This window comes from Blautia ammoniilytica, assembly GCF_025566965.1.
Classification (GTDB): Bacteria; Bacillota; Clostridia; order Lachnospirales; family Lachnospiraceae; genus Blautia_A; species Blautia_A ammoniilytica.
The window spans coordinates 41017-63825 of the sequence record NZ_JAOQJL010000021.1 but is presented as its reverse complement, the minus strand read 5'-3'; the positions used below and the strand labels follow the sequence as shown (position 1 = coordinate 63825).

Sequence of the window (22809 nt, the reverse complement as noted above, 5' to 3'; positions counted from 1 at the left end):
AAATTTTGCAACATCTCAACAAACTGGAAGCTGTAAACCTGATTGTCCCTAAATTAACTGTGGCATACCATTGATAAACATATGCCATGCCTGTCATTTTTCGCACTAAGTTTCCATCCGTGCATTTCAACGATTTCTTTTGAGAGGGCAAGCCCTATTCCGCTGTTTCCGTTTTGTCCCGTATGAAAACGTTCAAACATATGGGAAAAATCCTCTGTGCTAAGTTCTCCTCCATCGTTCCAGATGGAAAGGACTTGATTTTTCCACGATATTTCGATTTGACTACACGCATATTTTACGGAATTAGTTATCAGGTTAGCAACAGCGTGTTCCAGCTTCTCCGGGTCTCCGTTGACATATCCTTCGTCCAGTTCTAACGATACTGAAAGGTTTCGCCTGTTCACAATTCCTTCAAGCGGCATCAAAATATCTTGAACCAGTGATGCCATTTCTATTGGTTCACACTTTAATGGTTCCGTACCGCTTTCCATTTTTGATAAATACAGGATATCCTCAATAAGTTTACTCATACGCTCCGTCTGAGACACTATCATTCTGCCCGCTTGAGAATAATCGGTAATGACTCCCATTTCAATCTCCTCCGCATATCCGCAAATTGCCATAAGCGGGGTTTTTAATTCGTGAGATGTATTTTCAAAAAAGGTCTTCTGAGCTTTGTCATTTTGTTCAAGTTTTTTCCCGAGAAAATATCCAATGGCAGCACCGAGAGCGGCAATGACAAAAGCATCCAGCAAAACACCAAAACTGATTTCTTTTACGAGTTCTGGTTCGCCGGTAACATCCACATAAGCAAGTAATCTCTCATTGCTGTCTTCGTAATACTCTGTTCTGGCTTTCATATAATAAGTTGCTTCGTTAATTTTTGCCCTTTGCATTTCATCAGACGGGTGTTTTTCATACCAGTCAATAAGTTTCTTCTCTTTGGGTGTCAGAATCTGATATATGTCATCCCTGTTTTCTGAATCTGCCCCCATATATACAAGTGAGGCATAATATAAAGAGCCCGTATCATTTTCAGATTCGTAATTCAAATATTCGTCTGAATCCAAAGTAAAAACGTTTTTAATTGCATTCTCAGCTCTCAGCTCTATTTTTTTATTAAAAACTATGTTCAGAATCAGCAGGCTCAAAAGCATGGCTGCCATAACGGCGGAACCTGTAAGTGTGGCAATTTTATAACGTGTCTTATTCATTACAATCCTCCAGTTTATAGCCATAGCCCCAGACAGCACTAATGCGAACTTTGCTGCCTGCGGTCTTCATTTTCTGCCTGACTCTTCTTACTGTCTCATCGACAACTCTGGTTTCTATCTCCGTAGAATCTATTCCCCATACTTTGTCGAGAATTTCATTCCGGGGGATTGCCGTTCCACCATGTTCCATAAGACATCCCAGAAGCGAAAATTCTGTCATAGTCAGACCAATATCATGCTCTTTCACAATGGCATTATGCTTCTCCCATGAAAAACACACATCACCAAAGGAAATATCTGCCTTTACCGGTATATTCATTTCAACTCTTCGGAACAACGCATTTACCCGGACAACAAGAAGTGACGGCGAAAATGGCTTAATCAGATAGTCATCCCCTCCATACATAAATCCCTTCATATGGTCAGACTCTGAATCCTTTGCCGTCAAAATAATAATAGGAACTGATGATATTGTCCTTAGCTTTTTACATATGGAAAGACCGTCTGAACCCGGCATCATAATATCAAGAATAACAAGATCACAGGGCTTCTCCTGAAAAGCAGAAAAGAGTGTATCACCATTCTTGTATGCTGTTACCTCATATCCGGCATTGGATAAAAATTCTGTGAGTATTTCTCGTATATCCTGTTCATCATCTGCCAAATAGATTTTTTTTGCCATATCTTTAATCCCACATGAGGGGAGTCCCTCAGAAATTCTGTGAGATTCCCCATATTATATCTTTCAAAATCAGTATATCTGTATTTTAGTTCCACTCTGCTTTCGCTTCAAGAGCGATTGCCTGTGCCTCCAAAGCATCAATCTCATCTGAATACTTCGCATAGCGAGAAGCAAATTCCTCTTCAGAGAGGTTATCAGAGCCGTTATAAATATTGTCATAGATTGCATCAATTTTATTGTAAATACTGTTAAGCTAATTGACTTCATCTTCGCTCAAATTTCCATAGTATCCCTCATACCAACCCGCTTTCTTTTCAAGCGTTTCAATCTGTGCGTTCAGTGATGTAATCTCGTCATCATACTTTACATAGCGGGCTTCGATCTCATCGTCTGAAAGATCATCGTCCGTCCACACTTCCGCATCAATTTCTTCGATTCTTTCATATGCTTTCTGAAGCTGTTCTGCTTCCTCTGCGGTGAGCTTGCCTGTATCGTACAGAGCATTATACTCATCCTCGGAATATTCATATTCCTCGTTGTCGATCCACCCGGCTTTTTTATCAAGCTCCTCAAGGCGATCCATGAGGGTATCGGTTTCATCCTGATACTGATCGTATCTAGCATAGATATCTTCATCAGAAAGACCATCTGCATCTTTCATTACCTCTTTGTCGATAGCGTCAAGTCGGTCATAAATGGAGTTAAACTCTTCAATCTCCTTCTGAGTGAGAGAACCATAATCTACATTTGTTTGTGTTACCTCTGATGTAGTCACTGTCTCCTCCAGTGTCTCCTTCTGGGCAGCCATGGCAGGAATACCTGCGGATGTAGTCATTGCTGCTGCAAGTGCTATTACCATTCCTCTTTTGAATAATCTGTTCATCATTTTAGTTCCTCCTGATTTTTTATTTACCGGTTGTTCGGTATGGCTAAAGTATAGCTCAGGCAAATGTAAAAATATCCTTAGAACAGTCATGAAAATGTCAAGAAAGTGTAACAGCACAAGATTTCCTATAAACCATATTTACTCTCGCCTCTTAAGGGTTACAATCTTTTGTGAACCTCACATGGCTAAAGTCACGTGCTTCCAGACGCTTTAGGCGTCAGACTGAATATCGGCGGATACGCCTGTAACTTAGGTCTGCACAGTTATGTGCTTTTTCCATGCCGGATACGGCAGGTTCCCACATTACAGGTAATCCGCTGTATATCTGCCTGTGTTTATGCTGTTTTTAAGATCTCCATTTGCAGATGAAGTTCTCTTAAGTCAGCATAAACACATAAGGTCCTACGCTTTACAGAAGGGACTTTTGCCTCCAGTAAAGACCTTTCCGTTGCCGGAAGGGGTTTTAAAAGTTCTCGGATAAAATATCTCGCCCCGATATTATAAGAAGCCGACAGGTCACAGTTATATCTTTTTCCTGTTGAAAAGGTACACAGACTATGGTTCTTTCCATCTCGCAGGACTATCCCAGACCCATCATATGCCAGACGGCTGGTATTCCACGCACAGGTCCTGGATACATGCACCCCTTTCCTGTGTGCCTGATGCTCACAGCGCTTCTGGATATCCCGTTTTCTCCACAGATGCAGCTTCTGTTTCTTATTCCCTGATATCTTTCCTTTCATCTCCAGATACTCAAATACGATTACATCCGCATGGTTCTCTTCTGCATAAGCGGTAACTGCCCCGGCGATCTTCCTGGCAAGTTCTGTGTTCAGACGTCTGGCATACGCCCATCTTCCACATGCCTGCGCTGAGCCATGTTCCCTCTGGGATCTCCGGATCCGTCCCAGTATGCGGTATATCCGGTCTTTTTCACTGGGAAAGTCGATAAACTTCCTACCCAGGACAGTTCCGTCTGAGCGCATGATAATACAGACCGCATCGGTATTGATCCCCAGATCCACACTGCAGATGATCTGTTCTTTTACCGGTGTTTTCGTCAGTGTTACTTCTTCTGTATAGGAAAAACGCAGGAAATACCGGCGGTGTCTCTTTTCCAACGTAGGGGCCGATGCCTTCTTTCCTTTCCAGTTCCTGCGAAGATATTCCATATCGGTACGTTTTAAATATACACGAAACCATTTCCAGTCATGCCCGTCGTACAGTTTCAGATATGCTTCATCTTTTCCTTCTGCTCCTTCGCGGTACATCACATCCCGGTAAAAGACCGGCATGGCATGGTTCTTGCAGGTAAGTTTCGGCCTTCCGGACAGCACTCCGGGCTCTTGTTCTTTCCACTGCCCCAGCCGGGTCTCATACGAAGATACACTTCCAAGCGCATGCTGGATCGCGGACCTGCGGAGGTAAGACGGCATCTTCGGAAAACGAAGATCAAAATCAAACTGGGCTGTGTTTTTCTTCGTCATGTGTACCATATGCTCTGCGGTATTAAAACGCTTTTTTGTCTCCGGGATCTTCCTCAGGTCTTCCCAGACCTGTGCGTAGATCTCTGTCAGGTAACCGACTGCCTGACGATAGACCTCCATTGTTTGCCGGACCGGGATATTCTGTTTTCGTATCTCCACACCATAGCTGGATATTGTCCGCATCTTCTTCCACCTTTCCCGTAAAAACAAACGATTCTGGAATGACCCCTGTACTCAGAGCTTTCTCTTTTCTTTTTCCTTCTGGCCTTCGATATAGGCAGATACCTGCTCACGGCTCCGGTCACTAACTGTAACGGCACAATAAGACGGATTCCACAAATGTCCTCCCCACAGTTCTTTTTTCAGTTCCGGATGTAAAAGGAACATCTGACGCGCAAGATTCCCTTTCATGATCTTGATCATATCTGAAATATAAAACTGCGGCCGACAATCCACAAGCATGTGGATATGATCCGGCATGACTTCCATTGCCAGGATCTGAAACCGGTACTCTTCTGCCAGATCCTGCAGCATCTTTTTGCATTCCAGGTCGATCCCGTCTTTTAATACTTTCTTCCTGTATTTCGTACACCAGACCAGATGATACTGCAGAGAATATACGTATCCTCTACCATATGAAAGTTGATTTTTATTTATATTAAATATATCTTTTTCCATGTCTGTATTATACCATATGCATTTCTTTAAGCAAACATTTGTTCTGGATATTTTTTACAAAAATTGCGCGTCTAACTCATCACTGAAGTAACGAGAATGTGACGCGCAGTTATTCAACTTTTTTACTACAGTCAAATCACTATCTCTGGGATTTTCTTTGAAATTGCTTCTGCCATTAAGCAATGATCTTTCTTAGTCAAATCCCTATCTCCAAGATTTTCTTTGAGATTGCCTCTGCCATCAGACTATGATCTTTCTTAGTAAGATGCATATAATCAATTGTATTCGGTCCATCTGTGGCAATCTGATTGGCATCCAGGTATTCACAGCCGGTTAGTTCTGCCACAGCTTTGTATTCTGCTGCCAACGCCTGAGTCTTTTCGGCACATCCTCTGCCCATGGAGGCGGTAAATGGACTGTCAATATAACGTGCGTCCATATTCTGAGGCGTGATAAGCAGGATATTAGGCTTTCCATCTGCCCAGCAGTCCTTTACAGACTGGGCTTTCTGGATCAGACGTTTCATGCCAAGTGCAATGCATGCCGCATTTGACCCGAACCGTTCCTTAGCATCATTGGTTCCCAGCATAATGATCAGAAGACTGACCGGTTCATGAGTCATCAGACAGGTATACATATGTGTCAGTCCGCAAAGCCCCTCTTCCAAAGGATCCTCAAAGCTGGTGGTCCTGCCGCTTAATCCTTCCTCGATCACCAGGTAATCCTCCCCCAGGTGCTTCTGAAGCAGGCAGGTCCAGCGTTCATTTTCATTAAATCTGCCCAGACCTCCTTCTACCGGAAAATAGCCGTGTGTGTTAGAATCCCCAAAGCATACAATATGTTTTTTCATCTCAAGTACCTCCCATTCTATCTTTCTCATATAAATTTTAGAATTTCATTGTATCCAGAATTACTTCTGTCTTATATAACCATGTATGCACTATTTGCATAGAAACAAGTTTTCTTTTATATTTGGTGATATTTCTACATGTTAACACATCCATACACAAAAGTCAGAAAAGAATTATAAACACATCAAAATCAAAAGATCAACTTTACCCAATCATATATTTGATTTTCATCTTGTTCAGCACTGTATGATATGACAGCAAATGATCCTGTTGCAGCCTTCCAACCACAATCCCTGGCAAGATATTGATTTTTTCAGCGAAACATTGAATCACTTCTTCTGTAAAACCTTTGGGATTCTGTTCTATAAATTCTTTATAATCCATTTCAGGGATTAATATATTTTGCGAAAAGGTATTTGCTTCCCTCTCCAGTCGTTGAATCAACTCACCTGCTTCAAGATCGTTTCTGTTTTTTTCACTTACCAGAAGCACCTTGATCCTCTGTTGTAAAACATGACCTAACTCGTGAAACAATGCAAACCAGAAAACATCCGCATATTTTCTTCTGTCGTTCAAGGCTAAAATAACCTTATCTTTTCCCAGCCACTTGACAGCTCCATCTATCCCGCAATTTTTAAGATTTGGAAGCAGAACGAGTGCTACCCCACACTCTGCCAGAAGCTCCTTTAACTGTGGACAAAAAACCTTTGGCTCCTGTACTGTCATCTTTCTGATCTGTGGAATCGCTTCTGTAAGTCTGTTCTTGTTAAAAGGAGCGCTTTCCATTTGCATTCCCATATTGATCGCAGTCTGCACCCACGCATTTGCATTTATTACATTAACATCTGTCACCTCAGATACACTGGTCTTATATTGTACAAGAAAGTCTCTCTGACCAAGAACTTTAAGTGAAGAAACTTTTAAATATCTTTGAAGCTCCTGAACCTTTTCTTCTGCACTTCGCGTAGACTTCACTACCCCTAATTCCATCCAGAATTTATATTCTATCTGTCGGATCAGATTACACTCTTCATCTATTTTTCTTTGTCTTTCGATTTCCAGTTTTTTTTCAATATAATTCTGATTCAGATTTAGCCACATTTTCACAGATGTTCCACATACGATCGATAGTCTTAATGCCATTTCGTCGGATAATGGAGTTCTTCCATTTACCAAATCGCTCACATACTTTGGTGTGGTTTGAAGACGTTTTGCCATTTCTTCCTGCGTAATCCCTTGCTCTTCGATATAATCTTTCACATAATAACCAGGATGAAATGCGATCAGCGCCTGATATTCCACTTTATTCATAATGATTTGACACCTCCCATGCAATAATTATTTCTGTTGCTTTATAAATAACATTTATATCTTTCTCTTTCCATTCTTTCCCATCCGCATCCAGTGGTATAATAACCAGACGATAACCAGATCTTCGTCCAGCCACATCTAACGCATGCATTCCTTCTTTATCTCCATGAAGCGGATGTAAATGATATATCTGTATTTCTGATATATCACAAAGATTTTCTGCACTTTCAAGCAAATTTATGAGTGCATGAAGTTTTTCTGCTACAATCGCAGGTAATTCTTGCTTAGCTTTTTTTATATCTTTACAAATTTTTTCGGTCTTTTTATCATGATATAGAATTACTATTTCGTGCACCTCTCTTATTTTTATTACCCAAAAAGTAATTTTTTATATTTTACCATGGTATGCCTGCTAATACAAGATACTATTCCAATAATATTACACTTTTCTTAGCTTTTTTCAAAAAAAACACCCCCGGGACAATTCGTATCCCGAAGATGTTTTTTTATTTTCAGCTTTTCTCTTTGTTTTTCCCTTGCTTTTTCTTTTTATTCCCTATGCGCCACAAAAGCACTGCAGCTACAAGCACAAGAAGCAGGCTGATCACCGCTGCCAGTACATAATTGGTGGCCAGGGACTTTCTTGTTTCCCTGTTTTCAGATGGCAGATCCGGCGTATATTCTGTACGGACTCCCCGTACCAGAAGCCTTTGGGTATTCACTCCATAAGGGGTGCAGGTCACAAGCGTAACATAATCCTTGTCCTTTACTACCTGAAGGCTTTCTGTTTCTTCCGGTTCTACAACCTTTATCTGGTCTACCTTGTAGGCCAGTGTCTCACCCAACACCTGGATAAAGAAAAGATCGCCCTTTCTCACCAGATTCAGATCTGTAAACAAAGCCGCTGACGGAAGCCCCCGGTGGGCCGCGATCACACAATGGCTGCCTTTCCCGCCTACCGGAAGAGAGGAACCGATCAGATGCCCTGCACCTTTTTGCAGATCCTCATCCCTTGTACCGTGAAACACAGGCAGCTTTACATTGATACAGGGAATCTCCAGGATGGCCATTACTCCATCCTGGTCCACATTCAAAAGGTTTTCATATTCTGCATCCTCTTTTACTTCTCCTTCTGCAAAGGCATCCGGCACCCGGTTATCCTTATGCGCCTCATTGTATGCCCTTGCAGCCTCCATTTCCTTTGTAAGGTCCTGTTGTTCCAGCTGCTGTACAACTGTTTCATAATTGTTCATCAGCTTTTTTTCCAGATGCTGGTTCCAGAAATTACTGATGGAAGGATAGAAAACAGTAATAAGACCTACAAGGAATATGGCAAAGATCAGAATATTGCCCCATTTTTTCTTCATTTATCTTCTTTGCGTCCCTTTCTTGACCGGATGAACAGCACAATGGCAAGAATCATCAGCGCATCACCTACGATGGTGAAGATCACTGTACCCATGCCACCGGTTGCCGGCAGGAACGGGATCTTTGTATCCTTCAGGGTAACTGCAACATAAGCGGTTTTATTCTGATCGATACCACAGGTCCAGGCACCTGCATTGTCCAGTGCTGTACCCTTTTCATCCTTTGCAGTTACAGACTTGATAGCGCCAGTCAGCTTGCCTTCTGTATCTGCCGCAGGAGTGATGGTAAATGCTACAGATCCATGATTACGGAAGTATCCGGAAGGTGCTTTTGTCTCTTCAAGAACATACTCAACATTTGCATCCAGACCTTTGATGTTGAAGGTACCCTGATCATTGGTTGTCAGCTGATCAGTAGCCCCGGCAGCCCCCTGATCCTTTGCCAGTGTATAAGTGCCTTTTTCATTTGCATCTTCAATAAATTTCAGCTTTGTATCACCACGCTTCACACTGAACACTGCGTTGGAAAGAACATCGTTATCACTATTCTTTTTGGTCAGGTTCAGACCATATGTATATACCTTCTGCTTGCCATCTCCTGGGATTTCTTCATCACTTGCGTCACTGTCTGTGTAAGGATCCGTTCCGTAAATCAGTGCCGGTTTATTGGTGTTTCCCGTTGCTATACTTGCAGATTCCATAAGAACTGCATCATAAGTTATTTTTACTGTTGCATATGGATAAGTTCCATTTGCGCAGAACAGTGTCAGATATTTCCCAGACATATCAACGGTAAGTACACCTTTGTTATCCAGCGCAGGAGTAAACTGACCTGTAAGATCGGTTTCTGTTCCATTTGCTTTCACACCATACACCTTCACTGTATTTTGCTTAATCTCCAGATTCGTAGGAGTATCCTTTACTTTAAATTTGGTATGGATTGCATTTGCCGGATAATGAGGCACATCAGCAGTAACTGTGTAAGAGAGAGTATCACCGATGGCCGCAGTTGTTTCATCAATAGGTGTCTGTAAAGCAGTGCCTTTCTTTCCTGTGATCTTTTTATCAACGCTTAACGGATTGCCTTTCAGCACAGCGCCCTCTCCTTCCAGTATCCAGCCGTTTGGATCTGTAGTATTGGCCTTTGCATTCACACTTACCAACATGTTCAGGAATGTCATATCTGTACAGGATGCCATTACCAGATAAGATCCAATGGGCAGATTTGCTGTTGCCGTTGTCTTGTCACTGCTTACAGTCCAGAGTGCGCTGTATGCAGTTTTGGAAGCTGCTGCTGCCAGCTGATTAACAATGTTATCCTGCTCTGTGGCGATTGTACCAGTTGTAATCAGTTTACTGATGTCTTCAATTACAGCATCTTCTGTCTTGCCTCCAGTTGCAAGGACAGCCTTTGCCCAGTCTGTCAGCTGATAAGTCAGTTCATTGGCAGCCGCATTAAAATTGGTTTTGATCACCTGATAGGTTGCAAATGTAACCGTCTTGTCTGCCGGCAGACCTGTGATAGTCACATTAGTGCTATTGGTATTTTCCCCACTGTTCAGGGCAGCTGCCTGCACACTTGTGCCCAGCCCCAGGGTCATTACCAGGGCCAGGATGATCGTCATTACCTTTTTCCACATCTTTTTCATATTAAATTCCTCCTTTTTTTGCTATACAGATACACTGCTGTAAGCATCATTCCTGTTCCAAAAAGCATTTCCCACCAGATGCCCCGTCCGCCTGTCTTAGGCAGCGAATAAATGCAGGAATCTGTAAGTTCAAAGGAAATACTATATTTCAAAGGTACCTCAGGTACCAGTGAATCCGGGTCTTTTTCACTGTCATCTACCGTGCACGAAATGGACATTTTATCCAGATCAGCAACCGGATCCAGTGGATCTCCTGTTGTTTCGTCTGTGATCCTCTCCAGAGAAATGGTTGGATCATAATATTTTGTCTTGTCTTTATAAGCAATGGTCAGCTTCAGGATTCCTTTATTCAGGAAATATCCGCTGGGGGCTTTTGTTTCTTTTATATAATACACAGCCCCTGTGCCTGCCTCCAGACCTGTGATGGTGCCATTTCCCTGCTGGTCCGTCTTCATAGTGATGCCGGCAGGCACCCTGCAGTTCTTATCTTTATACAAGGTAAATACTGCATTGGAAAGAGGCTCCCCTTCACTGCCTTTCTTGCCCAGACAGATCTCATAATTGATCTGGGTGTTCCATACAGCAAACCTTCTGGTCTGATCCTCTGCTGTACTATCCGATCTGCGGGTCATTACAAAGCCGGGAAGAGAATTGCCTTCCCCATCCTTTGCTGTCTCTTTAAAGTCGTAATGGATCACTCCATTTGCGCCTTCTGCCTGCATCGGCTGGTTCTGGATCAGCCAGCGCATGGTCTTGTTTCCTTTATCCTGGGATGCTGCCACTGCTGTAGGAATCTGCAGTGGTGCTCCCTCTGTCTTGCTGTAAGGCCTTGCCATTCCCTCTGCCTGTGCGGTTACCTTGCCGGATGCAATCGTGGCAGTGTAAGTGGCAGCCAGGTAGCTTACTGCATCTTCCCCGGTTCCGGTGGAGCCTGTTATTTCAAACAGGACGGATGCCTGATCCGGGATGCTGGTGGTCTGCGCCCATTTCTTTTCTATGGAAAGATCCAGATAATACAGACCGCAGTCCCAATGATTGGTCACATACTCCCAGGACACCATGCTGTTAAGTCCAGGAAGGGTAATGCCGCTGCCATTATTGGCGATCACGGTACGCTTCATAGCTGCTGCACCCTGATCTGCGGTGTCTGCGCCCTGGTATTCCGGAAGGGCTTTATCTGTATCCCTTCCCGGCTGGGCCAGGGTCTTCTTTGCATCCTCTCTTTCTGGTGTGATACTCAGTCTTTCAAAGGGAAGAACCCTGGTTCCTCCTGTAACTGCATAATCATCACCCTCGTCCTGAAGCACTATGTAGTAGCTGCCCTCAGCCAGATTCTCAAAAGCGTATGCCCCGTCGCTTCCGGTAACCACCTTGTCCAGAAGGTTGCCCATCACATCCACAGCCGGATATAAGGTCTTGCCATCCACAGTGGTGGCGCTCATAGTCCGTGTTTTGCCGCCAATCACCTGACTGAAGCTTCCATCCGGATTCTTGGTGATCTTGGAAGAAGATGGCTCGCTTTCCTGATAAAGATATACATCCACCTTGGAAAGCAGCCGGTCAGTAGTGCTGTAGCCATTGATGGCAGGACGGTAATTCCCGTTCTGATCCTGATCCAGCCATACAAGGCCTGCGATCTTACGCTTTGCAGTACGGGTTCCTTCCACTGAACTGGATACAGTAGGCGCCTGGCTGGTAAGGCCGCCGCTTCTGTAGAAGAAGCTGTTGTTATATACATCGCCGCCCCGCTGGGTTACACTTCCGATCTTCAGCAGTGTTGCATTGTCCTTCGTAAACGGTGTAAAGACCAGTCCCATCCGGAAATTTCCTTTTTCACTTACTTGAGGAACAAATCCGTAAATCGCATCAATTGTACCATTGCCATCTGCATAATGGATCAGTTCTTCCCCTTTGGCCCATCGTCCGTCTGCGCCTGCCCTGCAGGTCAGCCTGTACATTGTTAAACCATTTTCTGTATATTCAGATGGTTCATAAGAAGAAGCCAGATCAAACCACTTACCGTTGTCAATGGTATTTAATATCAAAGTTCTTTCATCCTGGGTAAGATCCTTTGCACTGATCCCGCCCTTCCTGTACTTCAGCTGTCCTGCACCGTTCTCCAGGAATGCCTGCCTGTCCGCCTCCCTGGTAAAGTCCAAATAGATTTCTTTTACCCGGTATCCACCATGGAAGCTGCTGTCTCTTCCGTCTCCATTGGCAGGAAGGATATCACACAGCTGAATGGGATTCAGGTTTTCTGTATGGTTGCTGTAATTCAGGTAATAGATCAGGTCATCCCCGATCTCTATCAGGTCCCGGCCAGTTTCCTTATAGATCGCATCATCGTTTGTCCTTGTTGCAATGATGGTCTGCTCTGCACTATTGGCCTGTCCGGTAATACGGTGGATTTCTTCATAGGTGGTATGGATCTGTACCTTTGTAGTAAGCTGCTGGTTGTCCTTTACATCCTCATTCTCATCTGCTCCCTTCTTTCCGATAGTGCAATTATACCGGATGTAAGGAAGTCCTTTGTTGATATCACTTACCGTTGAACAGAGGGTCAATGTGGTAGTCCCATCCGGGTTATCCGTCTGCTTTACATCCCATGCCAGATCGCCGGCTTTGTATTTACACTGGTTTCCAGGAGCCGAATAGTCAAACTGCAGGCTGCCCTTATTGTAATGGAGATCTTTTGGAATGGTCATGGTGATCACAACATCCGTTGCCTGACTGCCGTTTGCTACCAGTTCATGGTCCTTTGTAGCACTGGAGATCTGCAGCCTTGGCATTACCATGAAGTTTGCTGTACGTTCACCGTCGGACACATTATAATAGGTCTTTTCCCGGTTGGAGCCTTTGATCAGGTCTGTATTCTTAACGCCGATCTCACTGACCAGGGTATACAGAAGCAGCGTATTTCCTGCCATCCACCCCATCACATGGGTTCCGTTTTTCTTAACACCGTTTTGGTATTCTGTTTTCTTATATCCGTTAAAAGGAAAGTCACATCTTTGTTTTGTATATTTCATTACCGGATCCTGGCTTTCCATCAGGGTATTTACATACCCATCCGGAAGTGGACCGCCTGTGTCTCCATTTCCGTATGCAACGATACCATCTGCCGTGCCATACTGTCTGCTTCGCCAGGTTGCCAAAAACAGGATGGCATCCTGTTTCCCATCATTATAGTATCGCTTATAGGTTGGACGATATGTGGTCCATCCTCTTACATCGTTGGTGGTACAGTAGGTTCCGCCTGTCTTGGCAAAATCCTTTGTTATCTGCATCCTGCTTCTAATGTACAGGCTTCTGCCTGTACGGATACAGCAGTCCCGCACCTCGTACAAAAGTGCCACGCATCTGCCGTCCGGGTTTCCTTTGGCTGCAAAGTAGGCTTTCAGTTCGTCCAGTGAAGTAAAGTAGATCAGCTTCTCCTCTGTGTAAGCATCCATCTCTGCTTCCCCGCCATCTGCTGTTTCTGTCTTCGTCCAGTTGGTCCCGTCCGGCTTCGCACCGTATAGTACGGTCAGCTTAAAGCTTTTTGTTTTCAGGTTTCCTGAGGATGACCAGGTGGTTGCCGACTCCGAAGTGCCTACCAGAAAAGCATTGGTGCTGTTGGTTCCTGCACTTTTCCCTACCCAGGTCCAGCTATTTCCTGTGCCATGGTTCACCTGTCTGTCAATGATCTTTTCTTCACAAACAGGCGTATAGGCATCTGAATCAAACTTCTGAAGAAGATTCACTCCGGTAAGATAATTGTATTCCAGCAGATTGTCCACCTGTGGGTCAAACTTATCCGGTGGGATATAATGGGGATCCTTCACATCATCTGTATAATATTCCCGGCTGGAAAAAGATACATCTGCATCAATGTATACCTGACTTCCCAGCGGGGTGGAGCCTGTGCCTTCCGAAGTGCTGATCAGATCCGTGCCAGTCTCCTTGCTGAAGTAATTCGTCTTCGACAGATGGTCGCCGTTTCCACCTTCTGCATATATATAAAGGCCTGTGCTGTGGTTCAGATAATTATCCAGATAATTCATCTCATGGACTGCATGGTTCTTATAGTCTTTTCCAAAGAAGCTTTCCATTGCATCCAGGCCATTTTCCGTTGACTCAGGAGTAAGCCCTGTTACGCTGCTGATATTCAGATCAGAAGCAGCACACTCCATATTGACCTCCAGATAGCCGCTCTGTCCTGCAGCCACTTTCTTGTCAAAAGGATACAGTACCTGCACATATCCTGCAGAGAAGGAGTTCACATATCCGCTTCGTCCTACCTGGTTGTCCCAGGAACCATTGGCTGTAGCCGAAGGGCTGGAGGACGCTACCGAGTAATTGCTGACTGTAAAATGAAGGGTGAGGTGCTTATCGCCTGTTTCATTTCTCTGCTTTAACGCTCCCTTCCAGAAGCCGCCGCTGTAGCAGCCGATAGCGCTGTTCCCTGTATTATAGGGAGCCGCATCCCAGCCATAAGTGGTGGTCTTATTGTAATCATCTTCATCATTCCAGTCTACATTGACCGTCTTTTGTGCATCTGTAAAGCTGTTTCCTGTCTCTCCGGTTTCATTAGCCTTGTAAGCCCATGCATAAGGGGCTGCGTTCTCTCCTAGTGAGGAGCCGTTCATCACCAGTTCTCCGCCAAAGCTTATGTCAAACTGGATGTCCCCGGTAGGTGCCTGAAGCCCTCGTATTCCCTTATTGGTCTTATTATTGTACATCTGCAGGGTAATACCGTATCCAAGCATGGTGCCATAGACGATGTGGGAAGTATCCCCGCCTGCATCCTGGATCTTCTTTACTTCTTCCTCTGTTGTCTCCTCACCGCTTTCCATATCAAAGTAGCTGGTATAAGCAAGCTGGGAGTTTCGCTTAAGGAGTATGTTGTATCTTGGTGCCGCTGATACGGTCAGTGTTTTGGAGCTGCAGGATTTTGGATTCTGTTCATCCTCCTCATTTCCACCTACCCATGCGGTAAAGGAAGGCTTAAGCAGGTCTCCGTTGTTCATGCCCTTCACACTGATGGCCAGGGTACGGTAAACCGTTCCCCCTTTATTTTCTTCCAGCTCCCAGTAGCCTCTTAAATACTGGGCATAGCTGCCATCTGCCTGCTTCTGCTCATAAATATGATGGTATTTCATATTCATTTCAGAGAATGAAGCAAGGCTGCTGTCCACTGGAAGCTTCATTTCCACCCACAGCTGTAAGGTGTCATCTGTTACAGAGGGAGTTCCTTCCTGATTCCCTTCATCTTCTTCGTCTTTCCCGATATCCTCCAAAGTAAAACGAAGATTATATTTTACAGTATCAAAGCTTCTCACGATCCCATTGGTATAAGAGCTGTCATTTCCCGGACTCCACATAACTGCCTGATCCCTCTCATACCACTTGCCGTCATGGCAGATCATCTTCAGAATATCGCCATTATACAGATAGTGATGACGCTGAGCCATCTGCTCCTGGGTTTCACCCTCTGTGATTTCCTCCTGGGATTCATAGGTCTGGCTGTCCCCTTCATCCAGAAGCTGCTGGGCTGTCTTTTCATCTCCTGCACATTCTGTATCAAAAACACCGCCACCGTCAGAAGTACCGTCTTCATTCTTGGTGGTCTTTACCCCAATAGACTTAACCTGTACTGTACTATCCGGGCCTTTTACTTCTGCTTCCTTATATGTAACAGCCGTCAGCTTCAGGTTATTGCTCTGATCCACACCGCCGGTAATATAGTAACCATTGGTTACATCTGTACCTTCCAGCTGATTTCCCTGGTAGGCATCATTTCTCCAGGCATTATACTTTGTGGCTTTTCCGTTATCCTCTGTCATGGCTGCTGCCTGGATCAGAGTTACAGATGGCTTCTGGCTTACACTTACATTTTCGTAGTTTCCGGTTCCCTCATAAAGGGAAAAAATATCATTTCCGGTTCCATCAACTGTGGATTGGTTTTCACACAGCAGTCCTCCTGACAGAACAAAGCTGCCTGCATTTCCTACCTGGGGATTCTGTGCAAGGCCGCCGCCCTTCTCCGCCTGATTGCCGGTGACAGTGCCGCCTGCCATTTTAATGGTTCCCCTGGTCTGATAAATGGCGCCGCCATACACTGCCTGGTTTCCGGCGATCTTGGTGCCATCTAAAATATGCAGCTGGCCTTCATTATAAATGGCACCACCATTGACTGTAGCCTGGTTGTCGGAAATCTGAGTATTACTCATCCAAACACTGGCAGCACCTCCTATATAAAATCCGCCGCCGTATCTTGCCTGATTTCCGGTGATCTCTCCGCCTTCCAATACGCATTTTCCACTGGCCAGGTAAATAGTTCCCCAGTCGCCTACAACATTGTCTGCGATCCTTCCTCCGCTGATCCGCACAGTACCGCCTGTACTGTAAATAATACCGCTTCCGGAATTGTATATAATTTTCGCCGTATTGTTGCAGATGGTTCCGCCTCTCATTTCAAAAAGACTGCTTCCGCTTCCTACATGAACCGCAGCTCCAAAGGCAGCAACACATTCATTGATAGAAGCTGTGTGATCCAGGATAAAAGTACCGCCGCTGACAGCCACGCCTGCACCGCCACGATCGCTTTGTCTTGTAGGTGCTGAGCACATGCTGATCTGTCCGCTCTCCATAGTCACACAGCCGCCGGATAATACCAGAATACCGCCGCCCAGATTATCTGTGCTTCCTGAAATGGTTCCAGTCTCTTCTCCCGGATCCAGTCCTTCGGTCTTTTCATCCAGAATCCGCAGATCACCGGAACAGGTGATAGCAGTATCTGTGCCCTGCAGCTTGTGTCCGTTCAGGTTCAGCACTGCACTTACGTCGCCTGGAACCTGAATACTTTCATTAATATCCTTGATCAGGAAAATCTCAGGTGCCACATCCTTGTACTTTCCTTCTTTTACAGCATTTACAGCTTGCTGAAGAGATGTGTATGCATCATAGGTACCAGCTTCATTCTTTATCTTTGCCACAGGCACCTTAGAAGCATACTGAAGGGTGAGATAACAGGGTGTTGTTACCGGATCATAATCAATAGGATCTGTTATGGATGTGTTTTTTGTTTCATTGTACCAGCAGCTGCCATCTTTATCCTCATCAGCCCCAAACATATGGGCTGCTGCAAACAGCTGGACTTTAGAATTCTTATAGGATTTATCATAATTTCCGCAAACATCCCTGCCGTAACCGGCCTGGTTCCCATACAGCTTGGCTGTGCTTCCGGCTTCTTCTGGCGTCTTTAGTATAAATCCTCCCTTCACTGCAGAAACCCATACACCGCCACCATAGGTTGCCTTGTTATTACAGATCCTGCCTCCGTCCATGGTAACAACCGTGTTTTCAGAACATCCAACACCGCCGCCATTCAATGCCTGGTTATTGATGATCTGCACATCTCCAGTGATCTGTACCTGATGTGTCCCCCAGGTTCTGTGACCATCCAGATAGACACCACCACCTAAATAAGAAGCCTTATTGTCTGCGATCACACCACCGGACAGGATCATCTGTGACAGCCGAGTGCCAATACCACCGCCACTGCTGGCTGTATTGCCCAGGATCCTTGCAGGATCCTCCAGATAAACCTTGGACGGATTCCCATCATTCAGGTAAATGCCTCCGCCACTGCCAGTGGCTTTGTTGTTCTGTACAGTCACATCTGCAAAGTGAATTTCAGAAGAGTTACTGGCTACTCTGATCCCACCGCCGGTGGATGCACTGTTATTTTCAATCAGCCCATTTACAGTAAGCTTTCCTACTGAGTCAATCCGCAAGCCTCCGCCTTCGGTTGCCTTATTATCATGGATCCATACATCCTTCCCGATCACAGCCTGACCACCGGCATTTGTGCTAACACTCATGCCGCCACCATTGTAGGCTCCATTAGAATAAAATTCTCCTTTTTGGATTTCCAACTTTTTGGTGCTGTTAAAACCTGCACCTCCACTGTAGCTATAGACGCCATATTGTCTTGTACTGTTATGATGGATCTTGCAGTCCTTTATCAGAAGCTCTCCTGCACTTAAGGACAGACCTCCGCCGCTTTTTGCCTGATTATGATGGGCGTCAATATTCTCTACGGTTAATTCTGTTACTCGAACAGCACGGATCCCTCCTCCGGACCCAGCCCCTTTATTATAGGAAACTTCCAGATCTGGTCCGATCACAACTGTTTTGCAATTTTGTATATAAACACCGGCTCCATCCGTAGCCGCTGTATTATGATGGATCTTTCCTCCGGAAATCAGGATCTGGGAGGCTGTATTTGATCCTTGTGTAAAGTCAGCGCTTACACCGCCGCCATGACCACCTGCTGTATTCTCACAGATCTCACCGCCTGATATCTGGATCTGGTTGGCAAGGTTAAAGGGCCTTCCCATATACACTCCGCCGCCATCTTTTTCAGACTGATTATTCCAGATCTTTCCGCCAGTCATGGTAAAGGAAGAGGGGGTATTGGAACGGATACTGTAACATGCTATACCGCCGCCATAAACAGCCTGGTTTCCTGTGATCTCTCCCCCGCTGATGGTAACGGAAGTATCCTGGTCTGCATAAATGCCGCCGCCATATTTTACACCGGAAAAGCCTGTGATCACGCCGCCCTTTAAGGTAAAGGCTCCTCCTTCTCTTACAAAAACGCCTCTGTTGCCGGCAACACCTTCTGCCGGCTGGATCCTGCCGCCCTGATCCGGATTGGTATGGATGTTCGCTGTGGTACTGTCTACTTCCAGCTTTCCTCTAACATCAAGCACATTTTCCTGTGAAGAGCATAATGTATATCCGTTTAGGTCCAGGATCACATTCTTGTCCTTTCCGATCTGGACACTTTCATCACAATCCTTAAGAAGATAAATCCTTTGTCCATCTGCAGCTGCTTGAACAGCCTCCTGGACAGATGAGAAATTGTGCTCCTGGCCGCTTTCATCTAGGATCTGAGCTGCATCACTTGAGGTCAACTCCTCCTTGTACCATGCATAAAGGTTGCAAGGCTGTTCCAGGCTGGCAGCTCCTATCTCTGCTGTATATACCTGATCATTTTCACAATCATACCAACAATTGTAAGCTTCCGGCTTCATAACTGAAGCAGACAACAGGGTAAGATTAACCCCTTTCGTTGCATACAGATCACTTTTTCCAAATGTCCATTGGTTGCCGTATATGATCCCGCCGGTTACTGAGACAGTGCTTCCTTCGTCTGCACGGATACCGCCCCCCAGGCCGCTTGTGGTATTGTCTGTGATGGTTCCTCCTGTTACATATAAGTTGGCCCATGATACAGCAATCCCACCACCGCCCCAGCTTGAACTGGCATTGGAGGTTGCATTGCCGGATATTTCGCCGCCGGAGATATGACAGACTGCATGATCCCGTATACGGATACCTCCGCCGCAAGCGGCTGTGTTCCCGGTGATATTTCCTCCCTCAATATTGATGTTGGCACTGCCCCAGGCATAGATACCGCCTCCATGGTCAGCATTGTTCCCGGTGATCTCTCCTCCAGTCATCCGAAATGATCCTTGCCAAACAGAAACGGCAGATGCTTTATTCTTCGTGATCCTGCCTCCATTCATCACAAAGGAGCTGTCCTTGTGCTTTACATAAATGCCACTGCCGCTGGCACTTGGACCAATGGTGCCGCCATTCATAACCAGACTGCCGTGCTCCAGATAAAAGCACCCTCCTCTGCCATCCGCAGCTGGTGTGCCACCGATAATGTATCCTGTCTGGTCTTCACTGCTGTCTTCCAGGGTCATTTCTCCCTTTACCGTAAACACAGGAGTATTCGTCTTCCCGCTTCCCCGAATGGTATTTCCATTCAGGTCAAAGCAGATGCTGGTTCCCTTAGGGATCTGTACAGACTCCTGATCCTCTTTTAAAAGGGTGATCCTGTGAAGCTGTCCATCTCCAGCAGCATCAACAGCAGCCTGAACAGTAGCATACTCCTTGGAATCATCCAGACGGGCTACTGTCTTTACTTCCGGATCAGAATAAAGGAAGGTATACTGATATATTTTTGTCCGATTAGTTGTATCCAGCTGAAGGCCTGTTGTATTCCTTGTATCGTCAGCCTCATCGTACCAGGCGATTCCAGAGGTACCGGTGGCAGAAGTCATCTGATCGGCTGAGGGCAGGCTGACCACAGGGGTATAATAAACAGGATTGCTGCCATTATTCACCGTCAGGGTGGCTGCCACATACAGATCCTGCCCGCCAGGAGCAGTACCGGTACCTGGCGCCTGATTATCAGAAATCACCGCTTCCTTCTCTATTGTGATCTTCGGATTTAAAGCATTGGATGTCCATACATAAACACCGCCGCCAAGCCGATTTGCCTGATTCTCACTGATCACACCGCCACTGATCTGGACAGTACCTCCTACCAGGCTGACTGCGCCTCCATGGACAGCACGATTATTATGGATCTGTACATCTCCTGTGATGGTCAGATTTCTGCCATTTTCAGCAAGATATGCACATCCTCCTGTACTGGCTGACTGGTTGTTGGTGATCTCTCCACTGGAGAGAGTACCGGCACCATATAAAGCACCTCCACCGCCATCAGCAGTATTGTCTTTGATCACTCCCCCATTCATGTACAGAGTGCCTCGTACACCGCCGCCTACTCCGGCAGAATGATTACCGGAGATCTCTCCTTCATTTAAGGTTACTGTTCCGGCAGCACCGCCGCCTCCATTCCAGCCACTGACTGTATTTCCACAGACGAATCCTCCGTTCATAACAAGAGTACCATTAACACCTCCACCGTAACCGGATGTATTTCCTTGAATCCTGGCCCGGTCTGACATGGTAACACTTCCAAAGATACCGCCGCCATGTGAATTTGCCTTATTGTCAGTAACCGTTACATCTCCGGAAAGGATCGTCGTTGTGATAAAACCACCGCCGCCATATGCTCCGGCAAAATTCCTGCAGATGTTGCCGCCACTGGCGATCAGCTTGCCTGCATTTAAGAAAAAACCTCCACCATGTGGCGTTGATCCACCTGTTGCCCGGTTATCAGAAATCTCACCACCGGTCATCTCAACATTTGTGTAGATACCATAAATACCGCCACCATGATACCAGGATTTATTGCCATGAACCAGGGTTCCCTCCCGGATCTGCACCTGACAATAATTCCCCATGGCAATACCGCCACCGGTGCCGACGGTTTCATTGTCCAGGATCTGTACTCCTGAAAGAACTACATTTGCATAATTGCTGATCCACATACCGCCACCCAGGTGAGTTTCCGATTCATAATAATTAAAAACATCATCTGTCAGTGTATTTCCCTGAATGGTACCTCCGGTAAGACTGACCTGGGCTGGTTTCTTATCCGTACTGTTCAGGTACAGACCACCGCCATGGGTCACTGCCTGATTATAAGATACTGCTCCGGATGCCATGGTGAAATGAACCGGCTCCTGAATCTGAACACCACCGCCGCTGACACCGGCTGTATTTTGGGAAATAGTCAGGCCGTCAAAGATCAATTCATTTCCCACATCCGATACACTGTGGATGTAAAGACCGCCCCCGTTGTGGTCCGCATGATTCTCTGTGATGGCAATACCACTGCCCCAGGTGATAGTCTCACTGTCATCCTTCTGGATGTACACACCGCCTCCATTCAGTGCAGCCTTATTCCCGGTAATGGTGCCATTTTCATAGGAAAGATTACTTGTGCGATAGATCCATACACCGCCACCGCTGATACCGGAACAGTTGTCATGGATCCTGCCGCCATTCATAGATAATCCGGCGCCATCACTTACATACACGCCACCGCCTCGGCCTGATGCAGAATAGCCGGTGATCTGTGACCCTTCTCCAAGGATCAGACGACCGCCATAGCATACAAATACACCTCTTGTATTCTCGTTGCCAGCAGAAGATGCACTGCCGGATAAGCTGCCGTTCTTCAGGGTAAGCTGCCCATATACTGTAATATTATTGGTATCCTTGCCAGCCTCTGCTGAAGACTTATCCACAGTCAGGGTATGGCCATTCAGATCCAGTACAATCTCCATCCCCCGGGGGATCAGAAGATTCTCTTCTACTGTAGCCGGAAAGCTGTCGTCAAGGCTTATGGTAAGTGTTGTAGATCCTGCCTTCCTTGCTTCCTCGATCTGATACTGAATGGTGCCTTCCTTTACATCTGCAGGAGCATCCAGAAAAGTGGTATCTGCTGTCTCTTCATGATTATCAACAAGCACACCATCTCCATCAGTAAAAACGTCTTCGATCTGAGACGTATTCCCTTCACTGTCCTGTGCAGAACTATCTTCCACCCGAGAAATATCTCCCTCGCTGCCTGATGTAGAAATATCTTCCACCTGGGCCGGATCTTCCTCTCTGTCCGGTATAGAAATATCTTCCACCTGGGTGGTATCTCCCTCGCTGTCTGATGCAGGAATCTGCCCGGCATTGAAGGTATCTGCATTGCTGCCTGATGCAGAAATGTCTTCCACCTGGGTGGTATCCTCCACGTCACTGTTTACAGACACCTGGTAATCTTGCCCATAATCCAGCGTAGCTGCAGACAACCCAGTGCCCTGGCTTCCTATTGCGATTGCAAACGTCAAAAACCAGGACATCCCTTTTTTAAAAGATCTCCAATGGTTATTTTTCATACACTTATGCTCCTTTTTAATATCATCCCTCGCCTGTTTC

11 protein-coding genes are annotated in these 22809 nt (G+C 45.7%); all 11 read right to left on the bottom strand.

Going from position 1 to position 22809, the window contains the following annotated elements:
• Positions 1-53: 53 nt before the first annotated feature.
• The gene (locus OCV61_RS11365) at positions 54-1214 is read right to left on the bottom strand and encodes a sensor histidine kinase (RefSeq protein WP_262582847.1); all 1161 of its coding nucleotides are present in this window, start codon (positions 1212-1214) and stop codon (positions 54-56) included.
• A complete protein-coding gene (locus tag OCV61_RS11360; RefSeq protein WP_019163079.1) occupies positions 1207-1896 on the bottom strand; it encodes a response regulator transcription factor in 690 nt (229 codons plus the stop codon). Before OCV61_RS11360 ends, OCV61_RS11365 begins: the two co-directional genes overlap by 8 nt.
• 253 nt (positions 1897-2149) lie before the next feature.
• Positions 2150-2782: a hypothetical protein gene (locus OCV61_RS11355; protein ID WP_158421928.1), complete on the bottom strand. Its 633-nt coding sequence runs from the start codon at positions 2780-2782 to the stop codon at positions 2150-2152.
• Between the two features lie 335 nt (positions 2783-3117).
• The gene (locus OCV61_RS11350; RefSeq protein WP_158421927.1) at positions 3118-4452 is read right to left on the bottom strand and encodes an IS200/IS605 family element transposase accessory protein TnpB; all 1335 of its coding nucleotides are present in this window, start codon (positions 4450-4452) and stop codon (positions 3118-3120) included.
• 51 nt (positions 4453-4503) lie between these two features.
• Complete coding sequence (tnpA, locus tag OCV61_RS11345) at positions 4504-4947, bottom strand: IS200/IS605 family transposase (RefSeq protein ID WP_158421926.1); 444 nt, start codon at positions 4945-4947, stop codon at positions 4504-4506.
• Between the two features lie 196 nt (positions 4948-5143).
• Positions 5144-5797 (bottom strand): GDSL-type esterase/lipase family protein, encoded by a 654-nt coding sequence (locus OCV61_RS11340; RefSeq protein ID WP_158421925.1) that lies wholly within the window; start codon positions 5795-5797, stop codon positions 5144-5146.
• Positions 5798-6002: 205 nt separating this feature from the next.
• Entirely contained in the window at positions 6003-7109 is a 1107-nt protein-coding gene (locus OCV61_RS11335) for a HigA family addiction module antitoxin (RefSeq protein WP_158421924.1), read from the bottom strand.
• Positions 7102-7464, bottom strand: coding sequence for a hypothetical protein (locus OCV61_RS11330; protein WP_158421923.1), 363 nt, complete (start codon positions 7462-7464; stop codon positions 7102-7104). The genes OCV61_RS11335 and OCV61_RS11330 overlap by 8 nt, the downstream gene beginning before the upstream one ends.
• Positions 7465-7621: 157 nt before the next feature.
• Complete coding sequence (locus OCV61_RS11325; RefSeq protein ID WP_158421922.1) at positions 7622-8476, bottom strand: class C sortase; 855 nt, start codon at positions 8474-8476, stop codon at positions 7622-7624.
• On the bottom strand, positions 8473-10125 hold the full coding sequence (locus OCV61_RS11320) for a SpaH/EbpB family LPXTG-anchored major pilin (protein ID WP_158421921.1): 1653 nt from the start codon (positions 10123-10125) through the stop codon (positions 8473-8475). Before OCV61_RS11320 ends, OCV61_RS11325 begins: the two co-directional genes overlap by 4 nt.
• Positions 10122-22769 carry a SpaA isopeptide-forming pilin-related protein gene (locus OCV61_RS11315; protein ID WP_158421920.1) on the bottom strand — a complete coding sequence of 4216 codons (12648 nt, stop codon included), beginning with the start codon at positions 22767-22769 and terminating at the stop codon, positions 10122-10124. The genes OCV61_RS11320 and OCV61_RS11315 overlap by 4 nt, the downstream gene beginning before the upstream one ends.
• Positions 22770-22809: the final 40 nt, after the last annotated feature.